The following is a 16,456-nucleotide window of genomic DNA, read 5'->3' as shown; positions in this document are numbered from 1 at the left end:
GCAGGAGATGAGTTCCGGCGCACCTGCTCATAACGCTTCAGTGCACAACTACGGACGCGGTGCCACGGATCAGCCGCCGTCAAGGCACCATGGACCGATGCGCGATGACAAGACGACGGTGATCGGTGCCCTCGTTCTCCGCGCTGTGGAGGGTGACGAGCAGGCCACGCACGACCTCCTGGCCCACGTCCACCCTCTGGCGCTGCGCTACTGCCGCACCCGGCTGTCCCGGCTGCCCGGTGACGCACGGCACTTCGTGGAGGACCTGGCGCAGGAAGTCTGCGTCGCCGTCCTCCTGGCCCTGCCGCGCTACAAGGACACGGGACGCCCCTTCGAAGCGTTCGTCTTCGCGATCGCGGCGCACAAGGTGGCCGACCTCCAGCGCGCGGCGATGCGGCACCCCGGATCCACCGCCGTGCCCTCCGACGAGATGCCCGAGCGGCCCGACGACTCGCTCGGCCCCGAGGAGCGGGCGCTGCTCAGCAGCGACGCCGAGTGGGCCAAGAAACTCCTCGCCAACCTCCCGGACAACCAGCGCGAGCTGCTGCTCCTGCGGATCGCCGTCGGGCTCACGGCCGAGGAGACCGGGCAGATGCTGGGGATGTCGCCGGGGGCGGTGCGGGTCGCACAGCACCGGGCGCTGAGCAGGCTGCGGGCTCTCGCGGAGCAGTAACCGGGTCCTCTCGACCGACTGGTGGCGTACGTGTGAACGTACAAAGCTCGCCGATGATCTTGATCGTGGAATGAGACACCCTCGGAGCCCGTTAGCATGGACATCCGCACCGATCAAGGCCATTTGGGGAAGGTGTCATGACTGCAAACGGCGGTTCTTCGACTGGGGTGCCCGAGAAATTCGCGACACTCGGGCTGACCTACGACGACGTGCTGCTGCTGCCGGGCGCGTCGGACATGGCGCCCGACCAGATCGACACTTCCTCGCTCGTCTCGAAAAACGTCAGGGTGAACGTCCCGCTGCTGTCCGCGGCGATGGACAAGGTCACCGAGTCCCGCATGGCGATCGCCATGGCGCGGCAGGGCGGCGTCGGTGTGCTGCACCGCAACCTCTCCATCGCGGACCAGGCCAACCAGGTCGACCTGGTGAAGCGCTCCGAGTCCGGCATGGTCACCGACCCGATCACGGTGCACCCGGACGCGACGCTCGCCGAGGCCGACGCGATCTGCGCGAAGTTCCGCATCAGCGGCGTCCCGGTCACCGACGCGGCCGGCAAGCTGCTCGGCATCGTCACCAACCGTGACATGGCCTTCGAGTCGGACCGCACGCGCCAGGTGCGCGAGGTCATGACGCCGATGCCGCTCGTCACCGGCAAGGTCGGCATCTCCGGCGTGGACGCCATGGAGCTGCTGCGTCGCCACAAGATCGAGAAGCTTCCGCTGGTCGACGACGCGGGCGTCCTCAAGGGCCTCATCACGGTCAAGGACTTCGTGAAGGCCGAGAAGTACCCGAACGCCGCCAAGGACGGCGAGGGCCGCCTCCTGGTGGGTGCCGCCGTGGGTGTCGCGGGCGACGCGTTCGAGCGCGCCCAGGCCCTCGTCGCGGCGGGCGTCGACTTCATCGTCGTCGACACCGCGCACGGCCACTCCCGGCTGGTCGGCGACATGGTCGCCAAGATCAAGTCCGACGCCCCCCGCGTCGACGTCATCGGCGGCAACATCGCCACGCGCGACGGCGCCAAGGCGCTCATCGACGCCGGTGTCGACGGCATCAAGGTCGGCGTCGGCCCCGGCTCCATCTGCACGACCCGCGTCGTCGCCGGCATCGGCGTACCGCAGGTAACGGCCATCTACGAAGCGTCGCTCGCCGCCAAGGAGGCCGGTGTCCCGGTCATCGGCGACGGCGGCCTGCAGTACTCCGGAGACATCGCCAAGGCGCTCGTCGCCGGCGCGGACACCGTCATGCTGGGCTCGCTGCTCGCCGGCTGTGAGGAGTCCCCCGGAGAGCTGCTCTTCATCAACGGCAAGCAGTTCAAGTCGTACCGCGGCATGGGCTCGCTCGGCGCCATGCAGACGCGCGGCGACCAGCGCTCCTTCTCCAAGGACCGGTACTTCCAGGAGGGCGTCGCCTCCGACGAGAAGCTGGTTCCCGAGGGCATCGAGGGCCAGGTTCCCTACCGCGGTCCGCTCTCGGCGGTCGTCCACCAGCTGGTCGGCGGACTGCGCCAGTCGATGTTCTACGTGGGCGGGCGCACCGTCCCCGACCTGCAGGCCAACGGCCGTTTCGTCCGGATCACGTCCGCAGGTCTCAAGGAGAGCCACCCGCACGACATCCAGATGACGGTCGAAGCACCGAACTACAGCCGCACGAAGTAGTCTTCCGGCGCCACGCGCGCGTGGAAGGGGCGGTCCCGGCTCACCGGGACCGCCCCTTCCGTGTGCGTCGGGGATACTGGACAGGCAGACCAAGAGGGAAAGGCCCCACAACGTGACTGAGATCGAGATCGGGCGCGGCAAGCGCGGCCGCCGCGCGTACGCCTTCGACGACATCGCCGTCGTACCGAGCCGGCGCACCCGCGACCCGAAGGAGGTCTCGATCGCGTGGCAGATCGACGCCTACCGCTTTGAGCTGCCCTTCCTGGCCGCCCCGATGGACTCCGTGGTCTCCCCGCAGACCGCCATCCGCATCGGTGAGCTGGGCGGCCTGGGCGTCCTGAACCTCGAAGGGCTCTGGACGCGGTACGAGGACCCGCAACCCCTCCTCGACGAGATCGCCGAGCTGGACGCGGAGACCGCGACCCGGCGCCTCCAGGAGATCTACGCGGCCCCCATCAAGGCCGACCTCATCGGACAGCGCATCAAGGAGGTGCGCGACGCCGGTGTGGTCACCGCCGCCGCGCTCTCCCCGCAGCGCACCGCCGAGTTCTCCAAGGCCGTCGTGGACGCGGGCGTCGACATCTTCGTGATCCGCGGCACCACGGTCTCCGCCGAGCACGTCTCCGGCGCCGCCGAGCCGCTGAACCTGAAGCAGTTCATCTACGAGCTGGACGTCCCGGTCATCGTCGGCGGCTGCGCCACGTACACGGCCGCGCTGCACCTGATGCGCACCGGCGCCGCGGGTGTCCTGGTCGGCTTCGGCGGCGGCGCCGCGCACACCACGCGCAACGTCCTCGGCATCCAGGTGCCGATGGCCACCGCGGTCGCCGACGTCGCGGCCGCCCGCCGTGACTACATGGACGAGTCCGGCGGTCGCTACGTCCACGTCATCGCTGACGGCGGCGTGGGCTGGTCCGGCGACCTGCCCAAGGCCATCGCGTGCGGTGCCGACTCCGTGATGGTGGGCTCCCCGCTGGCCCGCGCCACGGACGCGCCCGGCAAGGGCCACCACTGGGGCATGGAGGCCGTCCACGAGGACGTGCCGCGCGGCAAGAAGGTCGACCTCGGCACGGTCGGCACCACGGAGGAGATCCTCACCGGCCCGTCGCACATCCCGGACGGCTCGATGAACTTCTTCGGAGCGCTGCGCCGCGCCATGGCGACCACGGGCTACAGCGAGCTCAAGGAGTTCCAGCGCGTCGAGGTGACGGTCGCGGACTCGCAGCACAAGCGGTGACGCTCGCGCTGGGCGTATGACGTCACGACAGGGCCCGGACGCCGATGCGTCCGGGCCCTGTCCTGTGCGGGGGCACGCGCGCGTGTCTAGAGGCGGTGGGCGGCGCCTGCCGGGGTCGCGCCGCGCGTGTCGAGGAGCAGCTGGGCCTTCACGGCGAGGCCTTGCAGGTCGTACGTGCGGTGGTGCTGGAGGAGGATCGTGAGGTCGGCGTCGGCGGCGGCCTCGTAGAGGGAGTCCGCGCGCGGAACGGGGCGGCCGAGCACGCTCCAGTTGGGCACGTACGGGTCGTGGTAGCTGACGGCGGCGCCGAGCTCCATGAGGCGGGTCGCCACCTCCTGGGCGGGGGCGCCCTGCTGGTCGGCGAGGTCGGGCTTGTAGGTGACGCCGAGGAGCAGGACGCGGGCGCCGCGGACGGACTTGCCGTGCTCGTTGAGCAGGGTCGCCGAGCGCTGGATCACGTACTGGGGCATGCGGTCGTTGACCTGCTGGGCCAGCTCGACCATGCGCAGGGGGCGGGCGCCGCGGGAGGGGTTCGGGACGTCCAGAGGGACGCCGTGGCCGCCGACGCCGGGCCCGGGGCGGAACGCCTGGAAGCCGAAGGGCTTGGTCTCGGCGCAGCGGATGACGTCCCACAGGTCGATGCCGAGGTCGTGGCAGAGCACCGCCATCTCGTTGACCAGAGCCATGTTCACGTGCCGGTAGTTGGTCTCCAGGAGGTGCACGGTCTCCGCCTCGCGGGGGCCGCGGGCGCGGACGACCTTGTCGGTGAAGCGGCCGTAGAAGGTGGCGGCGGACTCGGTGCAGGCCGGGGTGAGGCCGCCGATGACCTTGGGGGTGCCCGCGTAACCGTGGGAGCGGTTGCCGGGGTCGAGGCGGCCGGGCGAGTACGCGAGGTGGAAATCGCGCCCGGCCCGCAGGCCCGAGCCCGATTCGAGAATCGGACGGAGGAATTCCTCCGTGGTCCCCGGGTACGCGGGGGATTCGAGGATCACGGTGGTGTGCGGACGCAGGCGGGCGGCCAGCGCCCGGGCCGCTTCGGCCACCTGGCTCAGGTCGAGCGAGCGGTCGGCCGCCGGCGGAGTGGGGGCGCAGATGACAGCGGTGCGGACCCGGCCGAGTTCGGCCGGGTTGACCGTCGGCCGGAAGCCCCCCGAGAGCATCCGGCGGACGTCGGCGGCGGTGAGGGTGCCCTCGGCGCCGTCGCAGGGCAGCCGGCCGCCGGCCAGGTCGGCGGCGCGGGCGGGGTCGTAGCCGATGGTGTCGATGCCGCGTGCGACGGCGGCCTGGGCGAGGGGCAGGCCGAGGTGGCCGAGACCGATGACGGCGAGATCTGCGGGCATGGCGGTGGGCCGTCCTCCCAATAGCCGGAGTGGGACGAGTGCGCAAGCCCTGTGGACAAGGCGGACCAGCGCAATGTCAGACTAGGAGTAAATATGACCGATTTGCGGTATTGCGCCGCGTGGGACTCCGGAGTGTTGTCCACAGGCTGGGGCCGCGTTCAGCGGGCGGCGGAGAAATCTGGGCATGATGTGAGTCCGACCACACCCGATCACAGCGGGAGGCAGCGGTGAGGACAGCGACACTGGGGCCGGCGGAGCGCGCCGAGGCACTGGCGGGAATGGCCGAACGGGAACTGGACATCCTGGTCGTGGGCGCGGGAGTGGTCGGCGCGGGCACGGCACTCGACGCGGTGACACGCGGCCTGTCCACCGGCCTGGTCGAGGCCCGCGACTGGGCGTCCGGCACGTCGAGCCGGTCGAGCAAGCTGATCCACGGCGGCCTCCGCTATCTGGAGATGCTCGACTTCGCCCTCGTGCGGGAGGCGCTGAAGGAACGCGGCCTGCTCCTGGAGCGCCTCGCCCCGCACCTCGTGAAACCGGTCCCGTTCCTCTACCCCTTGCAGCACAAGGGCTGGGAGAGGTTGTACGCGGGATCGGGCGTCGCGCTCTACGACGCGATGTCGATGTCCCGCGGACACGGCCGCGGCCTCCCCATGCACCGCCACCTGACCCGCCGCCACGCCCTGCGCGTCGCCCCGTGCCTGAAGAAGGACGCACTGGTCGGCGCCATGCAGTACTACGACGCCCAGATGGACGACGCCCGCTACGTGGCGACCTTGGTCCGCACCGCTTCGGCGTACGGCGCGAAGGTCGCCAACCGCGCCAAGGTCACCGGCTTCCTGCGCGAGGGCGAGCGCGTGGTCGGCGCCCGGGTGCAGGACGTCGAGGGCGGCGGGGAGTACGAGATCAGGGCCAAGCAGGTCGTGAACGCGACCGGCGTGTGGACGGACGACACCCAGGCCATGGTCGGCGAGCGCGGCCAGTTCCACGTCAGGGCGTCCAAGGGCATCCACCTGGTCGTCCCCAAGGACCGTATCAACGCGACGACCGGGCTGATCCTGCGCACCGAGAAGAGCGTTCTCTTCGTCATCCCGTGGGGACGCCACTGGATCGTCGGCACGACCGACACGGACTGGGACCTCGACAAGGCCCACCCGGCCGCCTCCAGCGCCGACATCGACTATCTCCTGGAGCATGTGAACTCGGTGCTCGCCAGGCCCCTCTCCAGGGACGACGTGCAAGGGGTGTACGCGGGCCTGCGGCCGCTGCTCGCCGGTGAGTCGGACGCCACGAGCAAGCTCTCCCGCGAACACACGGTCGCGCACCCCGCCCCGGGCCTGGTCGTCGTCGCCGGCGGCAAGTACACGACGTACCGCGTGATGGCCAAGGACGCCGTCGACGAGGCGGTGCACGCCCTGGACCAGCGCGTCGCCGACTGCGTCACGGAGGACATTCCGCTGGTCGGCGCCGAGGGGTACAGGGCGTTGTGGAACGCCCGGGCGAGGATCGCCGCCCGGACGGGCCTTCATGTGGTGCGCGTGGAGCACCTGTTGAACCGGTACGGCTCGTTGGCCGAGGAGGTCCTCGAACTCATCACCGCGGACCCGTCCCTCGGCGCCCCCTTGCAGGCGGCCGACGACTACCTGCGGGCCGAGGTGGTCTACGCGGCGTCGCACGAGGGCGCCCGCCACCTGGACGACGTGCTGACCCGGCGGACCCGCATCTCCATCGAGACGTTCGACCGGGGCACGCGCAGCGCCCGCGAGTGCGCCGAGCTGATGGCGCCGGTCCTCGGCTGGGACAAGGACCAGATCGAGCGGGAGGTGCAGCACTACGAAAAGCGGGTGGAGGCCGAGCGGGAGTCGCAGCGCCAGCCGGACGACCTGACGGCGGACGCGGCACGGCTGGGCGCGCCCGACATCGTGCCCCTCAACTGAGGATTCTCAGGACAGGCGTTAGGCGATGGGTGGCGGGTCCTAAGGGGCGCGGGGGCAGAACTCGGCCGCGAGAAGGGCCGATTCCTGGGCCTGGTCGGCCGGCTTGTCCGTGTTGACCCGGAAGGTGACGACCCGTCGGCCGTCGCGGGTGGCCGCGGTGCGGACGTAGCTGCCGGTGATGCGGCCGTTGTGGCCCCAGACGGTGGTGCCGCAGGGAAGCGTCCGCGGATACAGGCCCATGCCGTAGTGGCCGTGCGCGAGACGGGTGTTGAGCATCTCCCGCAGCAGCGGCGCGGGCAGGAGCCGTCCGGAGAGCAGGGCGGCGTAGAAGCGGTTCAGGTCGGCGAGGGTGGAGATCAGCTCACCCGCGGCCCCGGCCACGCGCGGGTCGAGAGCGGTGACGTCCCGGCCGCCGCTCGTGAAGGCGCGGCCGTGAGGGGAGGGGAGCGTGGTGCGGGCGCCGGGGAACGAGGTGCCGGTGAGGCGGAGGGGGTGGAGGATGCGGCGTTCGGCTTCGGTGGCGTACGCGTTGCCGGTGACGCGTTCGATGACCATGCCCAGGACGACGTAGTTGGTGTTGGAGTACGTCCAGCGGCCCTCGGAGGACGCCGGGTGGGCGAGCGCGGTCCGGACGGCCAGCGCGGGAGTGACGGGGGCGGTGCCTTTGGTGACGGCGGTGAAGTCGTAGAGACCGCTGGTGTGGGTGAGCAGGGCGCGCAGGGTGATCGAGCGGCCGTCGACGCCCGGTCCGCGGACGAGTCCGGGCAGATGGTGTTCGACCGGGTCGGACAGGGACAGACGGTGTTCCGCGGCGAGTTGGAGGACGACCGTCGCGATGAATGTCTTGGTGATGCTGCCCACCCTGAAGTGGTCGGCGAGGGACAGGGAGGGGTCGGTGCGGGCGAAGTGAAGATAGGGGCGCGGGCTCGGCGCGGCGGGGTTCGGCCGTGCGGGGCGTCGCACGGAGACGGGAGATGCCTGGTGGCGTAGGGTGCGTGCACCCGGGGGTGGTTCGGGCTGAGTGCGACTCAGGAGTGCCGCGGCCGGGGCCTTGCCTCGGGTGGTGAGCAGCGGAAGAGTGGCGTCCGTGGCCGGTGCCGCGGGTTGCGGGCTGCCCGCCACCAGGCCGATGAGCGCCGCCGCCAGCAGGATCGCCGGTATCGAGCGCGGTGTCGGCAAGGCGGGTCCTTCCTCGTGCGCGGTCCATGATGGGGCACGGGACGGGGGCCGGCGGACCCTGGGCACCGACCGGTCCCCGAGTAAGGGACAATGAAGGCTCTGTCAGGGCGGGTTGCTCGGGTAGCAGCGGTAGCAGCAGAGGGGACGCATGTCGGACGCGGAGCAGACGGGTGACGCCCGTCGGGACAAGAGCGAACGTCTCCTCGCCGGCCGGTACCGGCTGGGAGAGGTGCTCGGCCGCGGAGGCATGGGCACCGTCTGGCGCGCCAAGGACGAAACCCTTGGGCGTACGGTCGCGGTGAAGGAGCTGCGGTTCCCCTCGAGCATCGACGAGGAGGAGAAGCGGAGGCTCATCACGCGTACGTTGCGTGAGGCCAAGGCGATCGCGCGGATCCGCAACACCAGCGCCGTGACGGTCTACGACGTGGTCGACGAGGACGACCGGCCGTGGATCGTGATGGAACTCGTCGAGGGCAAGTCGCTCGCCGAGGCGATCCGCGAGGACGGACTGCTCACGCCGCGGCGCGCGGCCGAGGTCGGGCTCGCCGTGCTCGACGTGCTGCGCTCCGCGCACCGCGAGGGCATCCTGCACCGCGACGTGAAGCCCTCGAACGTGCTCATCGCCGAGGACGGCCGGGTCGTCCTCACGGACTTCGGCATCGCGCAGGTCGAGGGCGACCCGTCGATCACGTCGACCGGCATGCTCGTGGGCGCTCCGTCGTACATCTCGCCGGAGCGCGCCCGTGGGCACAAGCCGGGTCCCGCGGCCGACCTGTGGTCGCTGGGCGGCCTGCTGTACGCGGCCGTGGAGGGCGTTCCCCCGTACGACAAGGGGTCGGCCATCGCGACCCTCACCGCGGTGATGACCGAGGACGTCGAACAGCCCACCAACGCCGGACCGTTGGAGAAGGTCATCTACGGCCTGCTCGCCAAGGACCCGGAGCAGCGGCTCGACGACGCCGGAGCGCGGGCGCTCCTCATGGACGTCATCCACGCCCCCGAGACCAAGCCGGAGCCCGAGCCGGTCGAGGCGACCAAGGTCGTGCCGCTGCCGCCGGCCCCGCCCAAGCCGCCGAAGGCGTCGAGGGTGCCGAAGCCGAGCAGGCTGACGAAGGCGCCGAAGGGCGCGGGTGCCGCTGCCGGCGCGGCGGGTGCGGCCGGTGGGGCCGGTGCCGCTCACGGGGCGGTCGGGTCCTCCGCCCCTGCCAGGAGTGCCGGGACCGCGACGACGTACGGGACAGCGCGTCCCGAGGGGCGCAAGGCCGGGGAGACGTCCGACCGGCTGAAGGGCGCCCTGCAGTCCGTGCGCAAGGCGGCCGCGTCCGCCACCGCGCGCGGCACGGGCGGCGCGGCCGCGGCCACGAACGGGACCGCGGCCAACGGGTCCGGAGGCGTGCCCCCGCGGGCGCCCGCGAAGGCGTCGCTCACCGACGTGGTGCCGCGCCGGACGCTGGTCATAGTGGCCATGGTGGTGGTGCTCGCCGTGCTCGGCACGGTGCTCGCCCTCGCCCTCGGCGACGACAACGCGGACAACAAGGACAACAAGGGCGGCGACAAGGCCGTGTCCGCCGGGGCGACGGGCGGCGGCGACCCGGGCGAGGACGAAGGCAAGAAGGACTCCGGCAAGGACGCCGACCAGGGCACCGGCACCGGTACCGGCGACGGCGGCAAGGACCCGGGCAAGGACGAGAGTTCCGACCCGGACGAGGGCGAGGGCCACGACCCGGGCAAGGACGACGAGGCCAAGAAGCCGCAGGACGGCGCCGAGTCGACGTACAAGCACTCCCAGGGCTTCAAGATCGGTCTCCCGAAGGGCTGGAAGTACCAGTCCACGGGGCGGGCGGGCGCGCGGTTCGGCGGCCCCGACGGGCAGAAGCTGCTGCTCGGCTGGACGACGACGCCCAAGGACAACCCGGTCGGCGACTGGAAGAACCAGGAGAAGTACATGGTCCGGCCGCAGTACGACCGGATCCGTATAGAGAAGGTCGGCTTCCGCGGCTGGAACACGGCCGACTGGGAGTTCACCTACGTGGACGGCGGGACCAAGTACCGGTCGATAGACCGCGGCTTCGTCGTCAACGGCGGCCTCGGCTACGGAATGATGTACACGGCCAAGGCGGACGACTGGGGCAGCGAGAAGCGTCGTGCCACGTGGCAGACCTTCACGAAGACCTTCGAGCCGAAGTCCTGAGGCCGGGTTCTCGTATCCCCTCAATACGGTTCACCTACGGCACGTATCGTGAGTGCTTGCGGACCGTAAGCAGCCGCAACGCGCCGCAAGACGAACGGATTTGACCACCGGGCGGACGGGGAAGGCATCGTGGACGACTACGCGGGACGGGTGCTCGCCGACCGCTACCGCCTGCCGCTGCCGCCCTCCGACGTGTACGAATTCGCCGAGTCGCGCGCCTTTGACACCTACAGCGGGCAGGAAGTCCTCGTCCGCCAGGTGCCGCTGCCCGAGATCGTCGAGGCGGAGGTGCTCGACGAGGACGACCTGCCCGAGGGGTTTCTGCCGCGGGAGGGCGCGGGCGGCCCCGGCGTGCAGCGGCCCGGGACCAGGAGGGCCGGGACCAGGACGACGCGCAGGCCCACGGATCCGGCGGTGCGGCGCGCCATCGAGGCGGCGCAGACCGCCGCCCAGATACCCGACCATCCGCGGCTCGACCAGGTCTTCGACGTGTTCGCGGAGGACGGCTCGCTGTGGATCGTCAGCGAGTTGGTCGCCGCGCGGCCGCTGGCGGCGCTCCTCGCGGACCGGCCGCTGAGTCCGTACCGCGCGGCCGAGGTCGCGGCGGACGTCCTCGCGGCGCTGCGGGTGCTGCACGCGTACGGCTGGGTGCACCGGAACATCACCGCGCGGACCGTCCTGATCTGCGACGACGGCCGCGTGATGCTGACGGGGCTGGCGGCGGGCGCCGCCGAGGAGGCCCTCTGCGGGTACGACCCGCGGCCGGTGGAGGCGGGGGAGGCGACGGGCTCGGCGGGGTCGGTCGGCAATGTCGCGGAGTACGGCACGGGATACGGCACGGGGCACGGGGACGCCGCGGACGGGGCCGGGGACGTGGCGCTCGACCCCGCGCCGGAGCACGGAGCGGAGCTCGCACCAGAGTCCCGGTCCGAACCCGCCGGACGAATAACGGATCCCTACGGAGTAACGGAAGCCTACGGAGTAACGGAACCCTACGGAGTAACGGATCCCTATGGGGTGGCGGGCGAGAAGCCGTGGCACGGGGCGGTGCCGCGGGACGGGAGCCCGGCGGCGCGCGGAGGATGGGACGACGGCGACGGCGCAAGCGCCCCCGTGCGCGGCCCCGCCACCGCCCTCGCCGCCGAACGCGCCCGGCTCGCCCGCATGGTGGTGGTCGGAGCCGTCACGGAGCGGTGGGCACCCGAGCAGGCCGTCCCCGTGCACGAGAACTGGCAGCTCGCCGCGCCCATCGCCCCCGCCACGGACCTGTGGGCCCTGGGGGCGCTGCTCTACCGCGCCGTGCAGGGACACGCGCCGTACCCGGAGGACAGTACCGCCGAACTCGTGGAGCTCGTCTGCTCCGAGCCGCCCGCCTTCGCGGAGGAGTGCGGCCCGCTGCGTCCCGTCGTCGAATCGCTGCTCCGTCAGGACCCCACCGAACGGCTCGACTTCGAGGAGCTCAGCGGCTGGCTGCGCTCCCTGGTGCGGTCCGCGCCCGAACCGGAGGCCGGGGCGCACGTCGTGCCGGTACCGCCGTACGACGCGGGGAGGCTGCCCGTCGTACGGCGACGGGGCGAGGTCGTGCGCAGGCGGCGGGGCACCGCGGTCGCGGGGAAGAAAACCGGGAAGAACACCGGGAAGAACGCCGCGAAGAGCAGTGAGGCGCACGGACGGCACAAGCGAGGCCGGGGGCGGGGCGGCAAGGCGCAGGGCGGGCCGGGACACGACGTACCCGACGTCTCGCCCCTCCAGGGCCACAGCGGCCCTCGCGCGCCCCGCGAGGCGCCCCCGCGCGGCCCGGCGCGCCCCCGTTCCCTGGGCCGCCTGATCCTGATCGCCATCCTGCTCGGGCTCGCCGCGGCGATCGCGTACGCCATGGTCTTCATGCCCAAGTCCGACGACCGCTCAAGTGACCGCGCGGGCACCGCCGGCGAGGTCAGCTCGGTCCCGGAACCGAGCGAAAGCAAGGACGAGAAGGGCAAGAACGAGGGCGAGGAGGGGGGCGCGGGGGACAAGGGGAAGGGCGAAGAGAAGGGCAAGGAGGAGGACGAGGCGGGCAAGGGTCCCGGCTCGCAGAAACCGCAGTCCTCCGGCCCCGAGGTGCCGCAGGGATTCGTCGTCCGCAAGGATCCCGAGGGCTTTCACGTCGCCGTGGCGGGCGGCTGGGACCGGCAGCCGAAGAACGGCAGGGGCCAGGTCCGTTACACCCACGGCGGCTTCGAACTGCTGCTGGTGCCGGGCCGCGACACCACGGACAGCTATGGCCGCGACCCCATGAAGTACCAGCGCGAACACGAGCGTGAGCTGCAGCCTTTCCGCGACTCCTCCTGGGCGACGTCCAGCGGCATGCGCCGTATCGACGTCGGTGGCCGGGCCATGGCGGAGGGGCAGTTCACCTGGCAGGACGACGCGGGCCGCGAGGTCTTCGTACGCAATCTCGCGATGGTCGTCAGCGGCAAGTACCACGTCGTCCAGGTGCGGGGGCCGGAGGCCGAACGGGACGAAGTGACACGGCTGTACGAGCAGGCGTCGGCCACCTATCGGGTCACCGACTGAGCCGAATCCGGCCATCGGGACATGCACGGCATGCGTCACAGTGCGGTCTCCTAAGCCCCCCTGTGGTTCCCTGCGCGGCTCCCGCTCCTTAACCTGGGCCTGTCAAGACCATTGTGGGGAAACGTGAATCAGATGCAGGGCCTGGTCCTCGCGGGCCGCTACCGACTCGTTGAGTCCATCGGCCGCGGTGGCATGGGACGGGTGTGGCGCGCACAGGACGAGGTGCTGCACCGTGCCGTCGCCGTCAAGGAACTGACGGCGGCACAGTACGTGCAGGAGGCCGACCGCGCCGTCCTCTTCACGCGTACCCAGACGGAGGCGCGCGCCGCCGCCCGCATCAACCACCCCGCCGTCGTCACCGTCCACGACGTCCTCGAGTACGACGACCGCCCCTGGATCGTGATGGAGCTGGTCGAGGGCCGTTCGCTGGCGGACGCGGTCAAGGACGACGGCCGTGTCGAGCCCGTCGAGGCCGCCCGCATCGGCTTGTGGACCCTGAAGGCGCTGCGGGCCGCGCACGCCGCCGGGGTGCTGCACCGCGACGTGAAACCCGGCAACGTCCTTCTCTCCGACGACCGGCGGATCCTGCTCACCGACTTCGGGATCGCCGCGATCGAGGGGGACTCCACGATCACGCGGACCGGGGAAGTCGTCGGATCCGTCGACTATTTGGCGCCCGAGCGCGTCAGTGGCGCCAACCCGGGGCCCGCGTCCGACCTGTGGGCACTGGGGGCGACGCTGTACACGGCGGTCGAGGGGAACTCGCCGTTCCGCCGTACGTCGCCGCTCGGCACGATGCAGGCCGTGGTGACCGAGGAGCCCGAGCCGCCGAAGCACGCGGGGCTCCTCGCGCCCATCATCGAGGCCCTCCTGCGCAAGGACCCGGCGACCCGGCCGACCGCCGCGGAGGCCGAGTCGATGCTGGCCGAGGCGGCGGAGGGGCGACAGCCGGGCACGACGCAGACGTACGGTCCGACCCAAGGGAACACGACCCAGGGGAACGCGACTCAGGGGAACGCCACGCAAGGTGCCGCCACTCAGCATGGCCCGACCACCTCGTACGGCAGGACGCCTCCGTACAGCCAGACGCCCGTCCCGTACGACCAGGGCACCCCGCACCACCAGGCTGCCCCGTATAACCACGCCGTCCCGTACGCCCCCACCGGTCCGCACCCCCGCGGCTCCGGCACGGCGGCCCAAGGCGCCCACGGCGGCCACGACACCTACGCCCACGTACCGGCGCCCGCCCCGGCCAAGCGGCGTCGTCGCGTGCTCGCCGTCGCCGCCCTCGTGGTCGCGGCCGCCCTGCTCGGCGGCGGCGGTGTCCTCGGCTTCCTGCGTCTGACCGGCGACGACGGGGGGCGGGAGCAGAGCACGGGCCAGGACGACGGGAAGGCCCCGCGCGGCATCCCCGCCGACTGGAAGCGCGTGTACGACCCCGACGGCTTCAGCCTCATGCTGCCCAAGGGGTGGGAGCGTCGGGCGAACGGCTCGCAGGTGGACTACACGCCGGACGACGGCCGGAGCTTCCTGCGGATAGGCGTCGACAAGTCCCCGGAGTTCGAGTCGCCGTACACGCATCAGCTGGCGCTGGAGAAGGGCCTCCGGAACTACAAGGACTACAAGCGGCTGCACCTGGACTCGAACACGTTCCGCGGCCAGCACGGAGCGCTCTGGGACTTCAGCTGGACGGCCGGGTCGAACGACGTGACCAGGGGCCCGCGCCGGGCCATCGAGCAGACGTATGTCAGCAAAGACGGCGTCGAGTACGCCATCTATCTCTCGGCCCCCGCCGAGGGCTGGGACAAGACCCGACAGCAGTTCGACTCGATGCTCCGGGGCTGGCGGGAGGGCTGACGCGGGTCCGGAGAACCCCGTCGTGCGGGTGGGGCGCCCGGGGGTGACGGCCGGAACCAGCCGCCGCACGGCGAGACCCATTCCGTTCGCACACGTGTGGGGCATGATGGCCGCATGGGGAGCCTGGGAGACCGCGCCGGAGCGGCGGGTGGAGGCAACGCCCGAGTGATCGCGGGCCGTTACCGCCTGGAGGCGCCGCTCGGCCGGGGCGGCATGGGGGTCGTCTGGCGCGCCACCGATCTGCTCCTCGGCCGCCGGGTGGCCGTCAAGGAACTCGCGCGCGACGAGACCCTCTCCGACGCCGAGGCGGAGCAGCGGCGCGAGCGGACCCTGCGCGAGGCGCGGGCCGTGGCACAGCTGCGGCATCCGCACGTCATCGTCGTCCACGACGTCGTGGTGCAGGACGAGCAGCCGTACATCGTCATGGAGTTGATCGAGGGCGGCTCGCTGGCCGGGCGTATCGCGCGGGGCGGGCCGCTGGACGCGCACGCCGTGGCGCGGATGGGCATCGACCTGCTGGGCGCCCTGAGCACCGCGCACGAGGCGGGCATCCTGCACCGTGACCTCAAGCCCGCCAACGTACTCCTGGAGCGGGCGACCGACCGTGTCGTGCTCACCGACTTCGGCATCGCGCAGCTCTCGGGCGCGACGACGCTCACGGAGGTCGGGTCGTTCGTGGGCTCGCCCGAGTACACCGCGCCGGAGCGGATGGCGGGGGAGCGGACGGGGCCCGAGTCCGATCTGTGGTCGCTCGGCGCGCTCCTGGTCACCGCGCTCGCCGGCGAGTCGCCGTTCCGCCGCGACTCCATCGGCGGCGTCCTGCACGCGGTCGTCTTCGACGAGATCCGGCCATCCGCGGCCGTCGATCCGCTGCTGCCCGTGGTGCTCGGCCTCCTCGACCGCGATCCGGCGCGGCGGATGGGCGCGGCGGAGGCGGAGGGGCTGCTGCGGGTGTACGTCGAGACGGGGCGGATGCCGGCGGTGGTGCGGGAGAGACCGGGGGCCGGGCTGCCGGGGCTTCCTGGGCGGTCCGGACTTCCGGGGCTTGCGGGGCTTTCGGGTCGGTCACCGCTTTCGGGGCGGTCGGGCCGGGGTGCCTCGACGCCGGCCGAGCGGGAGCTGCTCGCCGCGCAGGCCGCCGCGGGGCTCGTGAAGCCGGAGAAGCACGGCCGCACCTTCATGGTCGGCGCCGCTCTGGTGGCCGCCCTCGCCGGTGCGGGGGTCTCCGCCGCGCTGCTGCTGAGCAGGGACGGCGACGGCGGGGGCGCACCGGCTCCGTCGTCCGCCGCCACGGCGACGCAGAGCTCGCCGACACCGACGGTCACCGTGACGACCCCCACGGCGCGGCCGTCCTCGCCGCAGGCGCCCCAGGGCTACCGCATCGCGAGGGACCCCAAGGGCTTCGCGCTCGCCGTGCCCGAGGGCTTCGGACGCCAGGTGGACGGGTCCCGCGTCCTCTACGCGTCGTCCGACGGCACGTACCGCATCGGCATCGAGGAAGCGGCGGCAGGCCGGGGCGGTCCGGTCGCCGCGCAGCGCCGCGCCGATGCGAACGGGCCGCGGGACAACCCCGGTTACCGCGACGGCAGGGTCACGGCGACCACGCGCAACGGCAGGTCGGCCGCGCTCCGCGAGTTCACCTGGGACGGGTTACGCAACGAGGAGGGCGGCCGTCGCACGTTCGACCTGTGCTGGGAGGAGGGCGGCCGGAGGTTCGACGTGTGGGTGTCGGCGCCGGTGGGGGAGGCGGCGCAGGCGCGGAGGTACTTCGACGCGGCGGTGGACACGTTCGTACGCCGGTGACGTGGGCCTCGGCGGTTCGCGTACGACC

Annotated in this window: 10 protein-coding genes; 8 read left to right on the top strand and 2 right to left on the bottom strand. The window is 72.0% G+C overall.

The annotated features are described in order from the left end of the window. Positions 1 to 97: 97 nt before the first annotated feature. The 3 genes from AC07DO_RS27345 (at position 98) to AC07DO_RS27335 (ending at position 3,565) form a co-directional block, all read left to right on the top strand. Positions 98 to 673 (top strand): sigma-70 family RNA polymerase sigma factor, encoded by a 576-nt coding sequence (locus tag AC07DO_RS27345; protein WP_055563244.1) that lies wholly within the window; start codon positions 98 to 100, stop codon positions 671 to 673. Positions 674 to 810: 137 nt separating this feature from the next. Beyond that, entirely contained in the window at positions 811 to 2,328 is a 1,518-nt protein-coding gene (gene guaB / locus AC07DO_RS27340; RefSeq protein WP_479063400.1) for an IMP dehydrogenase, read from the top strand. 112 nt (positions 2,329 to 2,440) lie between these two features. Next, entirely contained in the window at positions 2,441 to 3,565 is a 1,125-nt protein-coding gene (locus AC07DO_RS27335) for a GuaB3 family IMP dehydrogenase-related protein (protein ID WP_150171160.1), read from the top strand. 86 nt (positions 3,566 to 3,651) lie between these two features. Here AC07DO_RS27335 and AC07DO_RS27330 read toward each other — a convergent pair whose 3' ends face one another. Next, the gene (locus AC07DO_RS27330) at positions 3,652 to 4,905 is read right to left on the bottom strand and encodes a nucleotide sugar dehydrogenase (RefSeq protein ID WP_479063399.1); all 1,254 of its coding nucleotides are present in this window, start codon (positions 4,903 to 4,905) and stop codon (positions 3,652 to 3,654) included. A 227-nt stretch (positions 4,906 to 5,132) separates the two neighbouring features. On the opposite strand from AC07DO_RS27330, the gene AC07DO_RS27325 reads away from it, so the two are divergent. Next, the gene (locus tag AC07DO_RS27325) at positions 5,133 to 6,842 is read left to right on the top strand and encodes a glycerol-3-phosphate dehydrogenase/oxidase (protein ID WP_479063398.1); all 1,710 of its coding nucleotides are present in this window, start codon (positions 5,133 to 5,135) and stop codon (positions 6,840 to 6,842) included. A gap of 39 nt (positions 6,843 to 6,881) precedes the next feature. Here the strand turns inward: AC07DO_RS27325 and AC07DO_RS27320 are convergent, their stop codons facing one another. Then, entirely contained in the window at positions 6,882 to 8,021 is a 1,140-nt protein-coding gene (locus AC07DO_RS27320; RefSeq protein WP_479063397.1) for a serine hydrolase domain-containing protein, read from the bottom strand. Between the two features lie 148 nt (positions 8,022 to 8,169). On the opposite strand from AC07DO_RS27320, the gene AC07DO_RS27315 reads away from it, so the two are divergent. The 4 genes from AC07DO_RS27315 (at position 8,170) to AC07DO_RS27300 (ending at position 16,428) form a co-directional block, all read left to right on the top strand. Then, positions 8,170 to 10,212, top strand: a complete 2,043-nt coding sequence (locus AC07DO_RS27315; RefSeq protein WP_479063396.1) for a serine/threonine-protein kinase — start codon at positions 8,170 to 8,172, stop codon at positions 10,210 to 10,212. Between the two features lie 129 nt (positions 10,213 to 10,341). After that, positions 10,342 to 12,768, top strand: a complete 2,427-nt coding sequence (locus AC07DO_RS27310; protein ID WP_479063395.1) for a protein kinase — start codon at positions 10,342 to 10,344, stop codon at positions 12,766 to 12,768. A 132-nt stretch (positions 12,769 to 12,900) separates the two neighbouring features. Beyond that, positions 12,901 to 14,625 carry a serine/threonine-protein kinase gene (locus AC07DO_RS27305; RefSeq protein ID WP_479063650.1) on the top strand — a complete coding sequence of 575 codons (1,725 nt, stop codon included), beginning with the start codon at positions 12,901 to 12,903 and terminating at the stop codon, positions 14,623 to 14,625. Between the two features lie 114 nt (positions 14,626 to 14,739). Continuing rightward, positions 14,740 to 16,428 (top strand): serine/threonine-protein kinase, encoded by a 1,689-nt coding sequence (locus AC07DO_RS27300; protein WP_479063394.1) that lies wholly within the window; start codon positions 14,740 to 14,742, stop codon positions 16,426 to 16,428. The last annotated feature ends 28 nt before the right edge of the window (positions 16,429 to 16,456 follow it).

It is taken from the genome of Streptomyces sp. NPDC045678 (assembly GCF_056432085.1).
Note: the sequence above shows the minus strand (reverse complement) of the source record. Positions and strands in the feature narration are given on the sequence as shown.

Bases quoted from the DNA above. Each gene is read 5' to 3' on its own strand.
- guaB (WP_479063400.1), top strand. From the start codon at position 811: ATGACTGCAAACGGCGGTTCTTCGACTGGGGTGCCCGAGAAATTCGCG.
- AC07DO_RS27330 (WP_479063399.1), bottom strand. From the start codon at position 4,905: ATGCCCGCAGATCTCGCCGTCATCGGTCTCGGCCACCTCGGCCTGCCC.
- AC07DO_RS27305 (WP_479063650.1), top strand. From the start codon at position 12,901: ATGCAGGGCCTGGTCCTCGCGGGCCGCTACCGACTCGTTGAGTCCATC.
- AC07DO_RS27300 (WP_479063394.1), top strand. From the start codon at position 14,740: ATGGGGAGCCTGGGAGACCGCGCCGGAGCGGCGGGTGGAGGCAACGCC.
- AC07DO_RS27315 (WP_479063396.1), top strand. From the start codon at position 8,170: ATGTCGGACGCGGAGCAGACGGGTGACGCCCGTCGGGACAAGAGCGAA.
- AC07DO_RS27345 (WP_055563244.1), top strand. From the start codon at position 98: ATGCGCGATGACAAGACGACGGTGATCGGTGCCCTCGTTCTCCGCGCT.